Source organism: Pontitalea aquivivens, assembly GCF_046507575.1.
GTDB lineage: Bacteria > Pseudomonadota > Alphaproteobacteria > Rhodobacterales > Rhodobacteraceae > Pontitalea > Pontitalea aquivivens.
In genome coordinates, this window is sequence record NZ_JBKFEY010000006.1 from 118,308 (window position 1) to 134,212 (window position 15,905).

16 protein-coding genes are annotated in these 15,905 nt (G+C 64.6%); 6 read left to right on the plus strand and 10 right to left on the minus strand.

The features are described from left to right. Positions 1-2 precede the first annotated feature (2 nt). The 4 genes from fdhF to ACK8OU_RS09965 all read right to left on the minus strand — a co-directional run bounded on the left by fdhF (position 3) and on the right by ACK8OU_RS09965 (position 5,972). Positions 3-2,900 (minus strand): formate dehydrogenase subunit alpha, encoded by a 2,898-nt coding sequence (fdhF, locus tag ACK8OU_RS09950; protein ID WP_410303228.1) that lies wholly within the window; start codon positions 2,898-2,900, stop codon positions 3-5. An 85-nt stretch (positions 2,901-2,985) separates the two neighbouring features. Beyond that, a complete protein-coding gene (locus ACK8OU_RS09955; protein ID WP_410303229.1) occupies positions 2,986-4,512 on the minus strand; it encodes a formate dehydrogenase beta subunit in 1,527 nt (508 codons plus the stop codon). After that, a complete protein-coding gene (locus ACK8OU_RS09960; RefSeq protein WP_410303276.1) occupies positions 4,509-4,994 on the minus strand; it encodes a formate dehydrogenase subunit gamma in 486 nt (161 codons plus the stop codon). The genes ACK8OU_RS09955 and ACK8OU_RS09960 overlap by 4 nt, the downstream gene beginning before the upstream one ends. Positions 4,995-5,084: 90 nt before the next feature. Continuing rightward, positions 5,085-5,972, minus strand: coding sequence for a LysR family transcriptional regulator (locus ACK8OU_RS09965; RefSeq protein ID WP_410303230.1), 888 nt, complete (start codon positions 5,970-5,972; stop codon positions 5,085-5,087). A gap of 165 nt (positions 5,973-6,137) precedes the next feature. Between ACK8OU_RS09965 and ACK8OU_RS09970 the strand changes: the two genes are divergently transcribed. Continuing rightward, positions 6,138-7,241 (plus strand): hypothetical protein, encoded by a 1,104-nt coding sequence (locus ACK8OU_RS09970; RefSeq protein ID WP_410303231.1) that lies wholly within the window; start codon positions 6,138-6,140, stop codon positions 7,239-7,241. Positions 7,242-7,388: 147 nt separating this feature from the next. Here the strand turns inward: ACK8OU_RS09970 and ACK8OU_RS09975 are convergent, their stop codons facing one another. Together ACK8OU_RS09975 and ACK8OU_RS09980 are read right to left on the minus strand one after the other, a co-directional pair. After that, positions 7,389-8,402, minus strand: coding sequence for a cyclase family protein (locus ACK8OU_RS09975; RefSeq protein WP_410303232.1), 1,014 nt, complete (start codon positions 8,400-8,402; stop codon positions 7,389-7,391). Next, positions 8,403-9,320 (minus strand): 3-hydroxyacyl-CoA dehydrogenase family protein, encoded by a 918-nt coding sequence (locus ACK8OU_RS09980; protein ID WP_410303233.1) that lies wholly within the window; start codon positions 9,318-9,320, stop codon positions 8,403-8,405. Positions 9,321-9,440: 120 nt separating this feature from the next. On the opposite strand from ACK8OU_RS09980, the gene ACK8OU_RS09985 reads away from it, so the two are divergent. Genes ACK8OU_RS09985 through ACK8OU_RS10000 form a run of 4 tightly spaced genes read left to right on the plus strand, consistent with a single transcriptional unit; the run spans position 9,441 to position 12,083 of the window. Further along, positions 9,441-10,766, plus strand: a complete 1,326-nt coding sequence (locus tag ACK8OU_RS09985; protein WP_410303234.1) for a short-chain fatty acid transporter — start codon at positions 9,441-9,443, stop codon at positions 10,764-10,766. A 6-nt stretch (positions 10,767-10,772) separates the two neighbouring features. Continuing rightward, entirely contained in the window at positions 10,773-11,078 is a 306-nt protein-coding gene (locus tag ACK8OU_RS09990; RefSeq protein WP_410303235.1) for a YciI family protein, read from the plus strand. A gap of 1 nt (position 11,079) precedes the next feature. Further along, a complete protein-coding gene (catC, locus tag ACK8OU_RS09995; protein ID WP_410303236.1) occupies positions 11,080-11,370 on the plus strand; it encodes a muconolactone Delta-isomerase in 291 nt (96 codons plus the stop codon). Beyond that, entirely contained in the window at positions 11,367-12,083 is a 717-nt protein-coding gene (locus ACK8OU_RS10000) for an SDR family NAD(P)-dependent oxidoreductase (protein WP_410303237.1), read from the plus strand. The genes catC and ACK8OU_RS10000 overlap by 4 nt, the downstream gene beginning before the upstream one ends. Positions 12,084-12,101: 18 nt before the next feature. Here ACK8OU_RS10000 and pcaD read toward each other — a convergent pair whose 3' ends face one another. Beyond that, entirely contained in the window at positions 12,102-12,878 is a 777-nt protein-coding gene (gene pcaD / locus ACK8OU_RS10005; protein ID WP_410303238.1) for a 3-oxoadipate enol-lactonase, read from the minus strand. A gap of 12 nt (positions 12,879-12,890) precedes the next feature. Next, positions 12,891-13,784 (minus strand): LysR substrate-binding domain-containing protein, encoded by an 894-nt coding sequence (locus tag ACK8OU_RS10010; protein WP_410303239.1) that lies wholly within the window; start codon positions 13,782-13,784, stop codon positions 12,891-12,893. A 350-nt stretch (positions 13,785-14,134) separates the two neighbouring features. On the opposite strand from ACK8OU_RS10010, the gene ACK8OU_RS10015 reads away from it, so the two are divergent. After that, the gene (locus ACK8OU_RS10015) at positions 14,135-15,013 is read left to right on the plus strand and encodes a 16S rRNA pseudouridine(516) synthase (protein WP_410303240.1); all 879 of its coding nucleotides are present in this window, start codon (positions 14,135-14,137) and stop codon (positions 15,011-15,013) included. Here the strand turns inward: ACK8OU_RS10015 and ACK8OU_RS10020 are convergent. After that, positions 15,010-15,750: a 5-formyltetrahydrofolate cyclo-ligase gene (locus ACK8OU_RS10020; protein ID WP_410303241.1), complete on the minus strand. Its 741-nt coding sequence runs from the start codon at positions 15,748-15,750 to the stop codon at positions 15,010-15,012. The genes ACK8OU_RS10015 and ACK8OU_RS10020 overlap by 4 nt on opposite strands. Beyond that, positions 15,747-15,893, minus strand: coding sequence for a hypothetical protein (locus ACK8OU_RS10025; RefSeq protein ID WP_410303242.1), 147 nt, complete (start codon positions 15,891-15,893; stop codon positions 15,747-15,749). Before ACK8OU_RS10025 ends, ACK8OU_RS10020 begins: the two co-directional genes overlap by 4 nt. Positions 15,894-15,905: the final 12 nt, after the last annotated feature.

A 15,905-nucleotide genomic window follows, 5' to 3' on the forward strand; every position in this document is an offset into this window, starting at 1 on the left:
CGCTATTCCGCCGCGGGCAGCACACGGCGCGCCCGTTCCGCCTGGGCCGTGTAATCGACCTGCCAGTCGCTGGGCCCGTTTGAGGGGCTGACCTGCACCGCCGTCACCTTGTATTCGGGGCAGTTCGTGGCCCAGTCGGAATAATCGGTGGTGATGACATTGGCCTGGGTGTCGGGGTGGTGGAAGGTGGTATAGACCACGCCGGGGCTGACCCGGTCGGTGATCCGCGCGCGCAGGGTGGTTTCGCCCGACCGGCTGGCCAGGCGAACCTGGTCGCCATCCTTCACGCCGCGGACCTCGGCGTCATGGGGATGGATTTCCAGCAGATCCTGATCATGCCAGACCACATTTTCGGTGCGCCGGGTCTGGGCGCCGACATTGTATTGCGACAGGATGCGCCCCGTGGTCAGCAACAGCGGAAATCGTGGCCCGGTCTTTTCATCGGTGGCCACATATTCGGTGACGATGAACCGCCCCTTGCCGCGCACGAAGCCATCGACATGCATCATCGGCGTGCCTTCGGGCGCGGCGTCGTTGCAGGGCCACTGGACCGACCCCAGCCGGTCCAGCAGATCATAGCTGACGCCCGCGAAGGTGGGCGTGGTCGCGGCTATTTCCGCCATGATCTGCGCGGGGTGGTCATAGGCCCAGCCCGCCCCCATCGCATTGGCCAGCATCTGGGTGATTTCCCAATCGGCAAAGCCCTGACGCGGGGCCATCACGCGGCGCACAGGGTTGATGCGGCGTTCGGCATTGGTGAAGGTGCCGTCCTTTTCCAGAAAGGTGGACCCGGGCAGAAAGACATGGGCGTAATTCGATGTCTCGTTCAGGAACAGGTCATGCACGATGACGCAATCCATCGCGGCCAGCCCCGCGGCCACATGTTTGGTATCGGGATCGGATTGCAGGATATCCTCACCCTGGCAATACAGCCCCCTGAAGGTACCATCGACCGCGGCATCCAGCATGTTTGGGATGCGCAGGCCGGGTTCGGGGTCGATCGTCACGCCCCAGGCGCGTTCAAAGATTTCACGCACCTGCGGCAGTTTCACATGGCGATACCCGGGCAGTTCGTGCGGAAAGCTGCCCATGTCGCAGGACCCCTGCACATTGTTCTGCCCGCGCAGCGGGTTCACCCCCACGCCGGGCCGGCCGATATTGCCGGTCAGCATGGCCAGGTTGGCAATCGCCATCACGGTGGTGGATCCCTGCGAATGTTCGGTCACGCCCAGCCCGTAATAGATCGCGCCATTGCCGCCGGTGGCAAAGACCCGGGCCGCGGCGCGCAGATCGGCGGCGGGCACGCCGGTCAGGGCCTCGGTCGCCTCGGGGGAATGGCGCGGGTCGGCGATGAATTCGGCATAGGTCAGGAATTCGTCCCAGTCACAGCGGGCGCGGATGAAGGTTTCATCCATCAGCCCCTCGGTCACGATGACATGGGCCATCGCGGTGACGACGGCGACATTGGTGCCCGGGCGCAGCGCCAGATGATGGGCCGCCGCGACATGCGCCGATTTCACCAGATCGATCCGGCGCGGATCCACCACGATCAGCTGGGCCCCCGCGCGCAGCCGCCGCTTCAGCCGGCTGGCAAAGACCGGGTGCCCGTCGGTCGGGTTGGCGCCGATCACCATGACCACATCGGCGGCCTCGACACTGTCGAAATCCTGGGTGCCGGCGCTGGTGCCGAAGGTCTGGCTCAGCCCATAGCCGGTGGGCGAATGGCAGACCCGCGCGCAGGTATCGGTGTTGTTGTTGCCAAAGACCGCCCGGGCCAGTTTCTGCACCAGAAAGGTTTCCTCATTCGTGCAGCGGCTGGATGTGATGACCCCGATGCTTTTCTGCCCGTGGCGGGCCTGTATCGCGCGCAGGCGGGCGGCGGCAAAGCCGACCGCCTCGTCCCAGCCGACCTCACGCCAGGGGTCGGTGATCCGGTCGCGGATCATGGGTTTCAGGATGCGGTCGCGATGCGTGGCATAGCCATAGGCGAACCGGCCCTTGACGCAGGAATGGCCGCGATTGGCCTTGCCATGTTTCCAGGGCACCATGCGCACCAGCTGATCGCCGTTCATCTCGGCCCTGAAGGAACAGCCCACCCCGCAATAGGCGCAGGTGGTCACCACCGACCGGGTCGGCGTGCCCAGCTCGATCACCGATTTTTCCTGCAGGGTCGCGGTCGGGCAGGCCTGCACGCAGGCGCCGCAACTGACACAATCCGAGGACAGGAAATCATCCCCCCCCGCGCCCGCGCTGACCCGGCTGTCAAAACCACGCCCCTCGATCGTCAGGGCAAAGGTGCCCTGCACCTCTTCGCAGGCGCGCACACAGCGGCTGCAAACAATGCATTTGGCCGGATCATAGGTGAAATAGGGGTTGCTTTCATCCTTGGCCCGCCACTGCGGATTGGCCGCGCCGGATGTGTCGCGCGCGGTGAAATGGTTGGCCACCTGGCCCCCCGCGGGCGCCCTGTAGCGCACATCGCGCAGCCCCACCGCCCCGGCCATGTCCTGCAATTCGCAATCGCCATTGGCCGCGCAGGTCAGGCAATCCAGCGGATGGTCCGAGATATACAGCTCCATCACCCCCCGGCGCAGCTTGCGCAGCTTGTCGGATTGGGTATGCACCACCATCCCCGGCGCCACCGGCGTGGTGCAGGATGCGGGCGTGCCGCGCCGGCCCTCAATCTCGACCACGCACAACCGGCAGGACCCGAAAGCCTCCAGATTGTCCGATGCGCACAGCTTTGGCACCGCAATCCCCGCCCCGGCGGCCGCGCGCATGACCGATGTGCCCTCGGGCACGGTCACCTCGAACCCGTCGATGTGCAGCGTGACCGGCGCGCCGGTTTTCGCGGGCGTGCCCATGTCGCGGTCGTCCCAGGGGATGATCAGATCCTTCATGGCGCGGGCCTTTGCTTCTTCTTGGCAAAAATACTCTGGGGGGCACGGGGGGCAAAGCCCCCCGCCGTGGGGTTGGGCCCGCGCGTCATTCGGCGGCCTCGCGCGGGCGGGCGAAATCCTCGGGGAATTGCGTCAGCGCCGACATGACCGGGAAGGGGGTGAACCCCCCCAGCGCGCACAGCGACCCGTCCTTCATCGTCTCGCACAGATCGCTCAGCAGCCCGATCGCCGCGCCATCGCCCTCGGCAATCCGGTCCAGCGTTTCCACCCCGCGCACCGCGCCGATCCGGCAGGGCGTGCATTTGCCACAGCTTTCCACCGCGCAGAATTCCATCGCAAAGCGCGCCAGGCGCAGCATGTCGGCGCTGTCGTCAAAGACGACGATTCCGGCGTGCCCGATCAGCCCGCCTTGCGCATCCAGTTCCTCATACCCCAGGGGCGTGGCGAATTTTGCGCGCGGCAGATAGGCGCCCAGCGGGCCGCCCACCTGCACCGCCTTGACCGGGCGGCCGGTGGCGGTGCCGCCCGCGATGTCATCGACCACCTTGCCCAGGGTCACGCCAAAGCCGGTTTCGAACAGCCCGCCGCGTTTCACATTGCCCGCGATCTGCAAGGTCACCGTGCCGCGCGACCGGCCAAGGCCGAAATCGGCATAGGCCTGCGCGCCGCGGTCCAGGATCACCGGCACGGTCGCCAGGCTGATCACGTTGTTCACCACCGTGGGCTGGCCCATGAAGCCCTGCAGCGCGGGCAGGGGCGGCTTGGCGCGGACCACGCCGCGTTTGCCTTCCAGCGAATTCAGCAGGGCGGTTTCCTCGCCGCAGACATAGGCGCCCGCGCCCATCCGCAGTTCCAGGTCGAAAGATCGCCCCGATTGCAGGACATTCGCCCCCAGGATCCCGTTTTCACGGGCGATCCGCAGGGCATCTTGCAGGATTGCCGCCGCAACCGGGTATTCCGACCGCAGATAGATGAACCCCTTGCCGGCCCCCACCGCCAGCCCGGCGATGGCCATCCCTTCGATCAGGCTGAAGGGATCGCCCTCGATGATCATGCGGTCGGCAAAGGTGCCGCTGTCGCCCTCATCGGCGTTGCAGACGATGTATTTCCGGTTGCCCTGCGCCTGCGCGACGGTGGCCCATTTCACCCCGGTGGGAAAGCCCGCACCGCCGCGCCCGCGCAGGCCGGATGCGGTGATTTCGGCCACGATATCCGCCGGTGTCATGGCGATGGCGCGGCGCAGCCCGGCCAGCCCGCCGTGGGCCTGATAATCGGCCAGGTCCAGCGGGTCGATCACGCCGCAGCGGGCAAAGGTCAGCCGGGTCTGGCGGCGCATCCAGTCCAGCGCCTCGACCGGGCCAAGCGCGCGGGGATGGTCCGCCAGATCGCCGAACAGCGCGGGCACATCCGCCGGGGCCATCGGGCCAAAGCCGTGGCGGATGCCGTCAATGTCTACCTCGACCAGCGGTTCCAGCCAGACCATGCCGCGCGATCCGGTGCGGATCAGCCGGATGTCCACCCCGTGCGCGGCGGCCTGATCGCGGATCGCGGCGGCGACATCATCGGCGCCAAGGGCAACCGCGGCACTGTCCAGCGGAAGATAAATCCTCATGCCCCGGCCTCCGTCAGGATCGTATCCATCCGCGCGGCGTCGATCCGGCCCAGCAGGCGGTCATCGACCATCACCGCCGGCCCGCAGGCGCACAGCCCCAGGCAATAGACCGGTTCCACCGTTACCGCGCCATTCGGGCTGGTGCCGTGCCAGTCCAGCCCCAGCCGCGTCAGCACATGTTCGGCCAGCGCGGTGGCGCCGACGGATTGGCAGGCCTCGGCCCGGCAGATGCGGATGACATGGCGCCCGGCGGGGCGGTGGCGGAAATCGTGGTAAAAGCTGATCACGCCATGAACCTCGGCCCGGGTCAGGTTCAGCGCCTGCGCGATCAGCACGGCGGCGGCGGCGGGGATATGGCCAAAGGCTGCCTGCAGCCCGTGCAGGATGGGCAGCAACGGCCCTTCCTGCGCCAGATGCCGGTCGATGATGGCGCGAATTTCCCCGTCAGTCGGGGGGGTAGGGCTGGGCGCTTGGGTCTGCATGCGGGGCCTTTCACGGGTAACGGGCCCCAGCATGCGGCTTTTCATATCGGTTTCAATATCGCATTTCCGTTGTCTGATAGGAATTGTCTATCAGTCCAATTCGGAAATCTGCCCCGCCTCGGCCAGAAGCGCCTGCAGCACCGGGGTGTGGGGTTCGCGCCAGGGCGCCAGCAGGCCGACGGAATGGCCCCGCCCCGTGCCCGCCATCGGGATGGCGCGCAGCGGTTTGCCGGTGACAAGAAAGCGCGCAATATCGGCGGGCAGAATGGTCAGCCAGCCGCCCGACAGCACATTGGCCACCAGCACCACGGTCGAGTTCGATTCGATCAGCACCCGGGGGCTGACGCCCGCATCGGCGAAATGCTTGTTGATGATGCGCCGGTTCTGCATGTCTGGCGTCAGCAGGCACAGCTTGGCATCCGCCAGGTCATGCCAGCCGATGCTGTCGCGCGCGGCAAGGGGGCTGTCCGCGGCGCAGATCAGCATATAGTCTTCTTCATACAGCGGCACGGTGCTGACCCGGCCCGTGGGTTCGTTGTCCAGGTAGGAAATGCCCGCGTCGATATCGAGGTTGTCCAGCATCGACAGGATCTCGATCGAGGTGCGCGACAGGATGGTGAAGCGCACATTGGGGTGACGTTCGCTGAACCGTGCCGACATTCTGGCCGCCCAGGTCAGCGCCGTGGGAATGACCGCGATGCGCAGCTGGCCCGACAGGCCGTGACGCCGGGCGCGCATTTCGTCACGCAGCTGGCGCGCGTCGCCCACGATCCGCCGCGCCCAGACCAGCGCGCTTTGCCCTTCGGGCGTCAGCCCGATGAAGCGCGACCCGCGAAAGATCAGCTGCACGCCCAGCTGATCTTCCAGTTGCTTGATCCCGCTGGACAGGGTCGGCTGGGTGATGCCCAGGCGCGCCGCGGCCCGGCCGAAATGCCCCTCTTTCGCGACTTCGATGAACATCTGCAGCTTGTCGATCATGGCGATCCGGTTGGGTTGGGGTGGGGTGTCGCGCCATGATGACGCAGAATGCCCCCCGCCGCGAGCCCCCTTGCCCCACCCCGCAGGACCGCTGATCGCGGTGAAGGGCGAGGTGACGCCCGTCATCGCCCATTCCGCGATACGACCGGGCCGGGGCCTTGTGGCATGACAGGTTTGTTGACAGCGTTGGGGGGCGCCGATACTTCCCTTGCTGGCGGGCTGCCGACCAGAAACGTGCGCCGATCTTCGCGCAACGATCCTGCGCAAGGTGGTTGCCAGCGTCGGGACCCGGCCCCGGGGGGTTTGCGGGAACATCGCGCCCGGGAACACTGGTCAAATGGTTTTTGCGTCACGAGAACGAGAAAGATATTGATTAACCTGTTTTTTATCGTGGATGGAAAGAAACTTCAGGCGCAGGCATATTTCCTGGCCACCTCGATCCTTGAGCATATGGCAGGAAAGTGTCGTTACCTTGCTTATGTAAGGCCCGGGACCAGGCTTCCTGCCAGCCTGGAAGAATTGTTTGAAAAAGCGGAAATCAGTGTGAAAGAGATCCCCGGTGGGGACCCGGACCCGTGGCATAAACCATACCCGATAGGTAACAAGCTTCTGGCCGCGGCCGATGATCGCGGGGGTGACATGTCCGTGTTCCTTGATACGGACACGTTCTTTTGCGCATCGGTAGATTTTCGGGAAGAGCTGAAAAACGGGACGGTCGGGGCGGTTCTTTCCGACTATCGTTGTGGTGCGCTGCCTGACAGTGGTGCATGGGGTAAGGTCTATGACTTCATGGGCGTCGACATGCCGAAAGAACGGCCCGGCACCCTGCGTCGCCCGAACCTTGATTATCCGCCGTATTTCAACGCGGGCATGGTGATTTTCCGCGAGCGGATCGAGGGTCACGATTTGCGTGTTGGGGAAGAGTGGCTGCGCATGAGCCTGGAAATGGATCGGGAAATGGAATTGGGCGACTGGCATCTGAACATTGATCAGATCACCCTGTCAGGCCTTGGCGCGCGGTTCGGTGATCCGACGCGGACCATGTCCCAGAAACTGAACTATAATATAATGGGATGGGGTGGCCCCTCTGATGGGGGGTGCGCCATCGTGCATTATCATGTCTTTGGACGAATCTGGAAATATCCCCTGCTTGGCCGTCCATTGCTTGACGCGCTGCGCAAGCATTTGGGGGAACAGGCATTCGACGCTTTCGTTTCTGAATACCGTGATCATCTTTATTGGCGAAAGGCGCGTCAGATGTATCGCTGACCGTTCGACGGGCTTTTGTCGAACCAGGCTGCGCGGCCATCGGTGCCCTGCCTTCCCGATCCGGCGCCCCGCATGCGGTGGCCGCCGTGCCGCCACCACATCCGCCGCGGACAACCGCACCTTGGGGGCCATCGCCGCCGACGATGATCAGATCGTGGCGACCGGCGTGACGGGCGATCCGATCGCGCCGGGAAGACGCAGCGGCGGCGCGGTCAGGAAACAGGCGGACCGGTCGCGCGTGGCCAGCGCCTGGGCCAGATCCTTCAGATACCAAAGCTCGGCCAGGGGCATCCCCAGCCTGAACAGGCAATGATGGTGCAGCGGCAGGCGCAGGCAGCAGGCATGCGGGTCGCCATGCGGGTTTTCCACGGCGTAATTGTCGGCGGCGATGGCGGCGATACGGGTTTCGGTGATCCAGTCATGCAGCGTTTCATCCTGACCGTCCAGAACCGCGCCGGTGCGGTCCAGCCGGTCGGGGTCGGGGGCCTGCTGCATGTCCAGCAATGCTTCGGCATAGCCCGTGCGCAACAGCACGATGTCGCCCTTGCGGATCTCGACGCCCTGCGCGGCAATCGCCTGTTCCAGTGCGGCGCGGCCGACGATCGTGCGCCCGGTGCCGAAGTGGCGTGCCAGGTCGATCAGCACCGCGCGGCCCTGCACCCCGGTTGCCGCCATCTCGCTGACGGCCAGCTTGCGGGCAAAGGACCCGTGCGGGCTGCCCGGTTCCTGGCCCAGGACATCGTGATCGGCGCGAAATCCGTTGTAATAGACCCGTTCGGCCACACCATCGCCATCGGCATCGAACAACGCGCCGACATGGGCCAGTGAATCCCATTGCGTCGAATATTGTGTGCTGAGCACCACCTGATCGTCGCTGAGCACGTCGCGCAGCAGCGGATCGACACTGGCCAGCGGATAGTTCACATAGGCCGTATCGCCCAGAAAGGTGGGGGCCAGGCGCGGCGGTTTGCGGCGGGGGTTCAGCGTGACCGCCCCCGGAATATCCAGCGGCAAGGACAGGCAGAAGGCCCGGCCTTCGCGGATTTCGGCGGCGCCCGCCAGACGTTCGGCCGGCCCGATATGGTTCAGCGTGCCCAGCTGATCGTCGCGCCCGAAATCACCCCAGTTCGATTTTTCGGGGCGGTTGATCCAGTCCGGCATTCATGCCTCCTTGTCGTTGGGCGGCGCGGCGGCGCCAATCGCGATCACCTGGCGCAGGGCCTGTTCCAGCGCCTCGGCCCGCTGGTTCAGGGCGCTGTCCCAGTCATAGAACCCTTTGCCGCTTTTACGCCCCAGTGCCCCATTGTCCACCCGCGACCGAAGCGCCGCGGGTGGCGTGGCATCGGTGGCAAGCCGGGGGTAAAGATAGGACGCGATGTTCAGATGGGTATCCAGCCCGTTCAGGTCGCGTTGCAGGAAAGGCCCGATCAGCGCCAGCCGGACACCCAGGCTGTGCTGCACGATCGCATCGATCGTCGCGGGGTCGGCCACCCCGGTTTCGACCAGATGGAAGCATTCGCGCATCATCGCATGCTGGATGCGATTGGCGACGAACCCGGGCATTTCGATCTTCAGGACCGCAGGCACCTTGCCGCTTTGGCGCAGGATGTCGGCCAGCCGGGCGGTGGTGGCCGCGGGCGTGTGCGGGCCGCCGATCAGCTCGACCACGGGGATGACATCGGCGGGGTTGAAGAAATGCGCGATGGCAAAGCGTTCCGGGTGGCGCATCCCCGCGCAAAGGTCGCGACTCATCAGGCCCGAGGTGTTGGATGCGATGATCGTCTGATCCGATACGACCGTCTCGACCTCGCACAAGATGCGCTGCTTCAGTTCCAGATGTTCCGGGACCGCCTCGATCACCAGGGGCGTGTCGCGCCAGTCCTGCGCCAGATCGGACAGCGCCGGGGCCAGGGTCAGGCGCGATCTGTCCTGCCCCGCCATGGACAGAAAATCCGACGCTTTTTCAAGTGCCTGACTGTTCGGATCGATCAGGCCGACGGCAAAGCCCGCGGCCAGGAAATGCCCGGCAATGCGCTGTCCCATGACCCCCGCACCAATGATCGCAACCCGCATCGTCATGTTCTGCTCCGGCGTTTTCATATACATTGACAAAATAATAAATAACTTTTTATAGGACTTCAATATAAGTGAAACGAGGATGCCGGCGCAGCCCACGGACATTGCCGGCAGGAGGAAAACGTGAACGGACTTGCAAATTTCTTTACGCGGATCGTGAACCGCTACATGCCCGACCCGCTGGTCGTGGCGGTCCTGCTGACCGCGCTGACCGTGGTGTTCGCCATGGTCTGGCAGGGCACCAGCTTCCTTGATGCGACCCGTTATTGGGGCAAGGGGTTCTGGGAACTGCTGGCGTTTTCGATGCAGATGACGGTGATCTTGCTGGCGGGCTATATCCTGGCCAAAACGCCGGTGGTCGACAGGCTGATGAACTGGGTCGTGGCGGGCATTCACACGCCCCGGGCGGCGATCATCGCGGCCACGCTGTTCGGCGGCGTGGGCAGCTGGCTGAACTGGGGCTTTGGTCTGGTCATCGGTACGCTGATCGCGCAGAAGCTGGGCCAGAAGGTCAAGGGCCTGCATTATCCGCTGGTGATCGCGGCGGGGTATTCGGGTTTTGCGCTTTACGGGATCGGGCTGTCGGGTTCGGTTCCGCTGCTGCTGAACACCCCCGGCCATTTCCTTGAGGAAAAGATCGGTCTGGTGCCGCTGTCGGACACCATCTTTTCGCCGATCATGCTGATCACCAGCCTGCTGATCGTGGTGACGATGCCCTTCTTCAATGCGATGCTGCACCCCAGGGCCGGCCAGCCGGTCATCGAGGCCAAACCCGAAGCCCCCGTCGCCGCGCCCGAGGTTGAAACCCATGCGCCCACCTTTGCCGACCGGCTGAACAACAGCCCGGTGATCGGCGTGGGCGTGGGCCTGTTCGGCCTGCTGTATTGCGCGCTGTATCTGAGCGACGGCGGCGGGATCACGCTGAACCTGGTCAACACGCTGTTCGTGTTCCTGGGCATTTTGCTGTTTGTCACGCCAAACCGCTTTCTGGCGACGCTGAGCGATGGCGCGCGGATCGTGGGCAACATCATCATCCAGTATCCGTTCTACGCCGGTATCCTTGGCATCCTGTCGGGATCGGGCCTGATCGTGACCTTCGCCAGCTGGTTTGTGGCGATCTCTTCGGCCGAAACGCTGCCGATCTGGTCGTTCATTTCGTCGGGCCTGATCAACATCTTCGTGCCTTCGGGCGGTGGCCAGTGGGTCATCCAGGGTCCGGTGATGATGGAGGCCGCGGCCCAGCTGGGCGCCTCGGTTCCGGCCACGGCGATCGCGGTGCAGATCGGCGACCAGTGGACCAACATGGTGCAGCCGTTCTGGCTTTTGCCGGCGCTGGCGATCTCGGGGCTGAAGCTGCGCGACATCATGGGTTATATGGTGCTGGTGCTGTTCTACCTGGGCGTCATTTACGGGACGGCGGTCACGATCTGGGGCTTTATCGGGGTTTGATGGCAGATGCCCTGGATGGTGGAAACCTATGACAAACCCGGCTGCGCAGATCTGCGCAGCCAGCTTCGCCCCGCGCATCTGGATTATCTTGAGGCGCACAAGGCCCTGTTGCTGGCCTGCGGGGCAAAGTTGTCGGATGCGGGTGATGTGGCCAGCGGCGGGCTGTACCTGCTGGATGTCGACACCCGCGCCGAGGCCGCGGCCTTCATCGCCGCCGATCCCTTCGCGCAAGGCGACCTGTTTCAGCGGGTGGTCATCACGCGCTGGCGCAAGGCCTATCTGGCCGGACTAAACACCCTGACGGAGGGATAAGATGCTGTATCAGGTGGAAATGATCGTCCGCATCCCGCAGGACATGGACCCCGGCATCGCCGCCGACCTGAAGGCGCGCGAAAAGGCCTATTCGCAGGACCTGCAACGCGCGGGCATCTGGCGCCACATCTGGCGGGTGGCGGGGGCCTATGCGAACCTGTCGATCCTTGACTGCCGCGACAACACCCACCTGCATGAGGTGCTGACCGGACTGCCGCTTTATCCCTACATGGAAATCTCGGTGAAACCGCTGTGCCGGCATCCGTCGTCTATCCATGAAGGTGACGCATGACGGGCTTTGCAAGGGGCGTTGCCGTCGTGACCGGCGGTAGCCGGGGCATTGGGGCGGCGATCACCCGGCGGCTGGCGGCGGACGGGTTCCGCACGGTCGTTCTGGACATTGTTGATCCGGAAGGGCCCTGCGACCATTTCCATCGGGTCGATCTGTCCGATCTGGATGCGGCCCGCGACGCCGCGGCGCAGATCGCGGCGGATCACGCGGTCACCTGCCTGGTGAACAATGTCGGCGTCGTCGCGCCCGCCCCGCTGGAACAGGTGAACGCCGAGGATCTGGACCGGCTGATGCATGTGAACCTGCGCCCCTCGCTGATCTGCGCGCAGGCGTTCCTGCCCGCGATGAAGGCGGCAGGCGGCGGGCGGATCGTGATGAACACCAGTCGTGTGACGCTGGGCAAGGAATTGCGCAGCCTTTACAGCGCGACCAAGGGCGCGGCGCAGGCGATGGCGCGGACCTGGGCGCTGGAACTGGGGCCGCACGGCATTACCGTGAACTGCGTGGCACCCGGCCCGATCGCCACCGAGGCGTTCTGGAAGAACAATCCCCCCGATGCGCCCCTGACGCGCGACATCATCGCCAGGGTTCCGGTCAGGCGCCTGGGCACCGGCGAGGATGTTGCCAATGCGGTATCCTTTTTCTGCGCGCCCGGGGCGGGCTTTGTCACCGGGCAAACGCTGTTCGTTTGCGGGGGCGTCACCGTCGGCTGACGCAACGCCCCCTTTCCCTTATCCCAGATGTTCGATCAGCAGCCCGGCGAATGCATCGGGCTGTTCGACGCAGGGCAGGTGGCCTGCATTGGCGATTTCGACATAGCGCGCGCCGGGGATCTGCGCGGCCATCGCCTGCACCAGCGCGGGCGGGGTGGAACAATCCTCGGCCCCGGCGATGACCAGCGTGGGCCGGGTGATGCGGGGCAGGGCGGCGGTGTAATCGGCATCGCGGATCGCGGCGCAGACATCGGCATAGCCCTGCGCGGGGGTGCGTTCCAGCATTGTCCGCCACATCGTGAAATCTTCGGTGTCCTGATACCCCGGCGCGAACCAACGCTGCAGGATCATGTCTGCGATATTGGCGATTCCATCTTTCAGCACCGCGTCGATCCGCGGGTTCCAGATGTCCGGCGTGCCGATCCTGGCGGCGGTATCGGCCAGCACAAGATGCGTCATCGCGCCGGGCCTGCGCTGCACCAGCGCCTGCATGATCAGCCCGCCCACCGACAGCCCGACCCCGGCAAAGCGGGAAATGGCGTGATGGTCCAGCAGCGTTTCCAGATCGGCGGCCATTGTTTCAATGCTTTGGCCGGGCAGGGCGGTGCTTAGCCCGTGGCCGCGCTTGTCGTGGCGCAGGATGCCCCAACCCGCCGGCAGGCGGGCGACCACCCGGTCCCAGACCCGCAGGTCGGTGCCCAGCGAATTGGCAAAGACCACGACGGGGTTTCCCGCGGCCGCCGGGCGATAGCCGTGATGGATGCCGCGAAATGCGGTGAACTGTTCTTGTGTCATCTTGGGGTTCCGTCAGGTTTCAGATGTGTCGATGCAGGACAGGAACGTCTGCAGCGGCGGGGTCATCCGTTCGGCATGATAGACCAACGAGATGTCCGCCCGCGCCGTGGTGCCCGCCAGCGGCTTGTAGGTCACGCCAGCCAGATGCACGCAGCTGATGGCCTTTGGCACGATCGCCACGCCCAGACCCGCCGCCACCAGGCTGACGATTGATGCGAATTGCGGCGAACGGAAGCGGATGTCCGGCGAAATGCCCGCTTCAAGGCAGGCCGCATGCATGGCCGCGGAAAAGCCCACATGCGTCGGAAGATGGGTGGCGATGAAGTCGCTGCCTGCCAGTTCCTTCAGCGTGATGGTGCCGCGCCCGGCCAGCGGATGGGATGCGGGCAGCGCGGCCCACAGCTCTTCGCGGCACAGCGGCACGGCGATCACGTTTTCGGGCATGTCGGGGAAGGGCAGGCGGACGATGCCCACATCCAGGTTGCCGGCGGCAATTTCCGGGATCTGGCGGTCAAGGTCCATCAGCACCAGTTTCAGATCGACCTGCGCGGCCTTTTCCCTGAAATTCCGCAGCATCCGCGTCAGCACGCCATTGTAGGCGGCCGCCCCGATATAGCCGATGGCCAGTTCGCCCAGTTGCCCCTTGCCCGCGCGCAGCGCCACATCCTCGGCCCGGCGGGCATGGCGCAGAACCGCCCGCGCCTCGGGCAGGATCATCGCGCCGGCGGGTGTCAGCGCGACCCTGCGTCTTGTGCGTTCGAACAGAAGGGTGCCAACAATCTCTTCCATCTGCTGCAATTGCAGTGTCAACTGGGGCTGTGAAATCGACAGCCGCGCGGCGGCACGCCCGAAGTGAAGTTCTTCGGCCAGGGCGATCAGCAGTTCATAGTGTTTCAGCGTAAGCAAGTTATTGCCATTTCATATCCAACTGGCAAATAAATATCAAAAAAAGATATGTTTGTCACGCGTATTCCGCGCGATCAGTGGACCGCCGCTTGCCTGCGATCGTGACGAACGCGGGGAAGCCACCTGTCACAAAATCGCCAATGGCGCCGCGTTGAAATCGATGCGATTGACACAACCGGCTTGACTACCTAACTCTGGCGGCATGTTCGAGCATGCAGATCATTATCGTTTCCTTCTGCTGAACCGCCCGTTTCCCCGGGTGGTCTAGGCGCGTTTGCGCCTGCCGAACCCCCGGGGCTTCTTAAAATACCACAACGATAGGACAACTGGGGCTGCGCGAATGGCCGCCCGTGGCAAAGACGCCGGCAAATCTGGTCGCAATACGAACTGCGGTCAGGAAAGAACGTCGCAGACCCCATCAGTCTGGTGTCTGTGGGGAAGGGGGTGTCGTGCCGCGCGCCCGACATATTTCGCACATAAAAGGATCAGGGGAAATGTCCAGGGCTTTATCCGCGCGTATCGACAAGCTCCTGTCTTCGATGGGGTATGGCACGCGCAAGGACATCGCGCAGTTGGCACGGGCTGGCGGCATCGTCCTTGACCGGGATGAGATAACGGACGCCACCGTCCGCATCCCTGTTGGTGCGGATTTGCCGCGCCGTATGTCGGTCGCGGGCGAGGCACTTGATCCGCTTGTGGGTATGGTCGTGTTGATGAACAAACCTGTGGGCGTGACCTGTTCGCACAACGAGGCGGGCGCAGTGGTCTATGACATCCTGCCCGCGCGCTGGCGGCGCCGCAATCCCGTGATTTCAACCATTGGGCGCCTGGACAAGCAGACGTCGGGGTTATTGCTGCTGACCGATGACGGCAACCTTTTACACCGTATCAGCAGCCCCAAAAGTCAGGTCAGGAAGACCTATCGCGCCACGCTGGCGCGTCCGCTTGATGGCACCGAAACCGCTTTGTTCGCATCGGGCACACTGAAGCTTAAGGGGGATGACACGCCGCTGGCGCCTGCCGCGCTGGAAATAATCTCTGAAACCGAGGCCCTGCTTACTGTGACCGAGGGCAGATACCATCAGGTGCGCCGCATGTTTGCCGCCACCGGCAACTTCGTCGAGACCCTGCGACGCGAACGTTTGGGCGATCTTTGCGTGCCTGACAACCTGGCCCCCGGCCAGTGGACGCTGCTGGGCAAAGAAGAGATCGCCCTTGTCTTTCGTTAACCCGCGGGATCGGCCTGTTTTTCAACCCGGCTGTTTGATCCTTGGCCGGCGTGCAGGCCGTTCTCGGTCACGATGAGGTCGAGAGGAATGTCGTGCGGCTGCGGGTAGATGGTTGTCAGTTGCGCTGTCTGCAAACCGATGCCGATGACAAGGGGTTTCGGGTTCATCGCCGCCAGTGTCCGGTCGAAATAGCCCCCGCCATAGCCCAGACGATAGCCATCCGCCGTCCAGCCGACGACGGGGGCCAGCGCGATGTCGGGCGTGACGACGGGTGCATCCGGCGGCGGGACGGGAATGTTCCAGTCGCCGCGCACCATGCGGGTTTCGGGTGTCCAGCGGCGGAAGGTCAGCGGGGCCGCCCTGGTTTCGACCAGCGGCAGGGCGACGATCACGCCGGCCTCGTGCAGACCGGCCATCAGGGGGCGCAGGTCGGGCTCGCCCTTGATCGGCCAATAGGCGGAAAAGACCATGCCCCGCGCCCCGCCGAAGCGGTCTTTCAACACCTGCCGCAGATGCCCGGCCAGCGCCTTGCCGATCCTCTCGCGTTCCACCACCGGCAGAGACAGGCGCGCGTCGCGCAGGCGGGTGCGTTCGGCCCTGCGCCAGCGGGCCACGTCGCGGGCCTGTTCGGGATCGACCGCCAGCGGATCGAAATAATCCGGTGCGACCTCGGCGGCATAGCAGGGCGGTGAGGAAAAACCGCTTTGGCAACGGAAGCCCTTGAATTTATCGCTCATGACGCCGCCTTCAGGTCGTTTCGAAGCGTGCCCTTCGGGATATGCCGGGCCTGCGCGACCAGATTGGCCAGCGGCACAGGGTGGCCGCATCCCGGCAGGTCGCAAAGCGGTGTGCGCAGCGGGGCCTTTCGCCGGTCTGTCATGTCTGCCCCTTC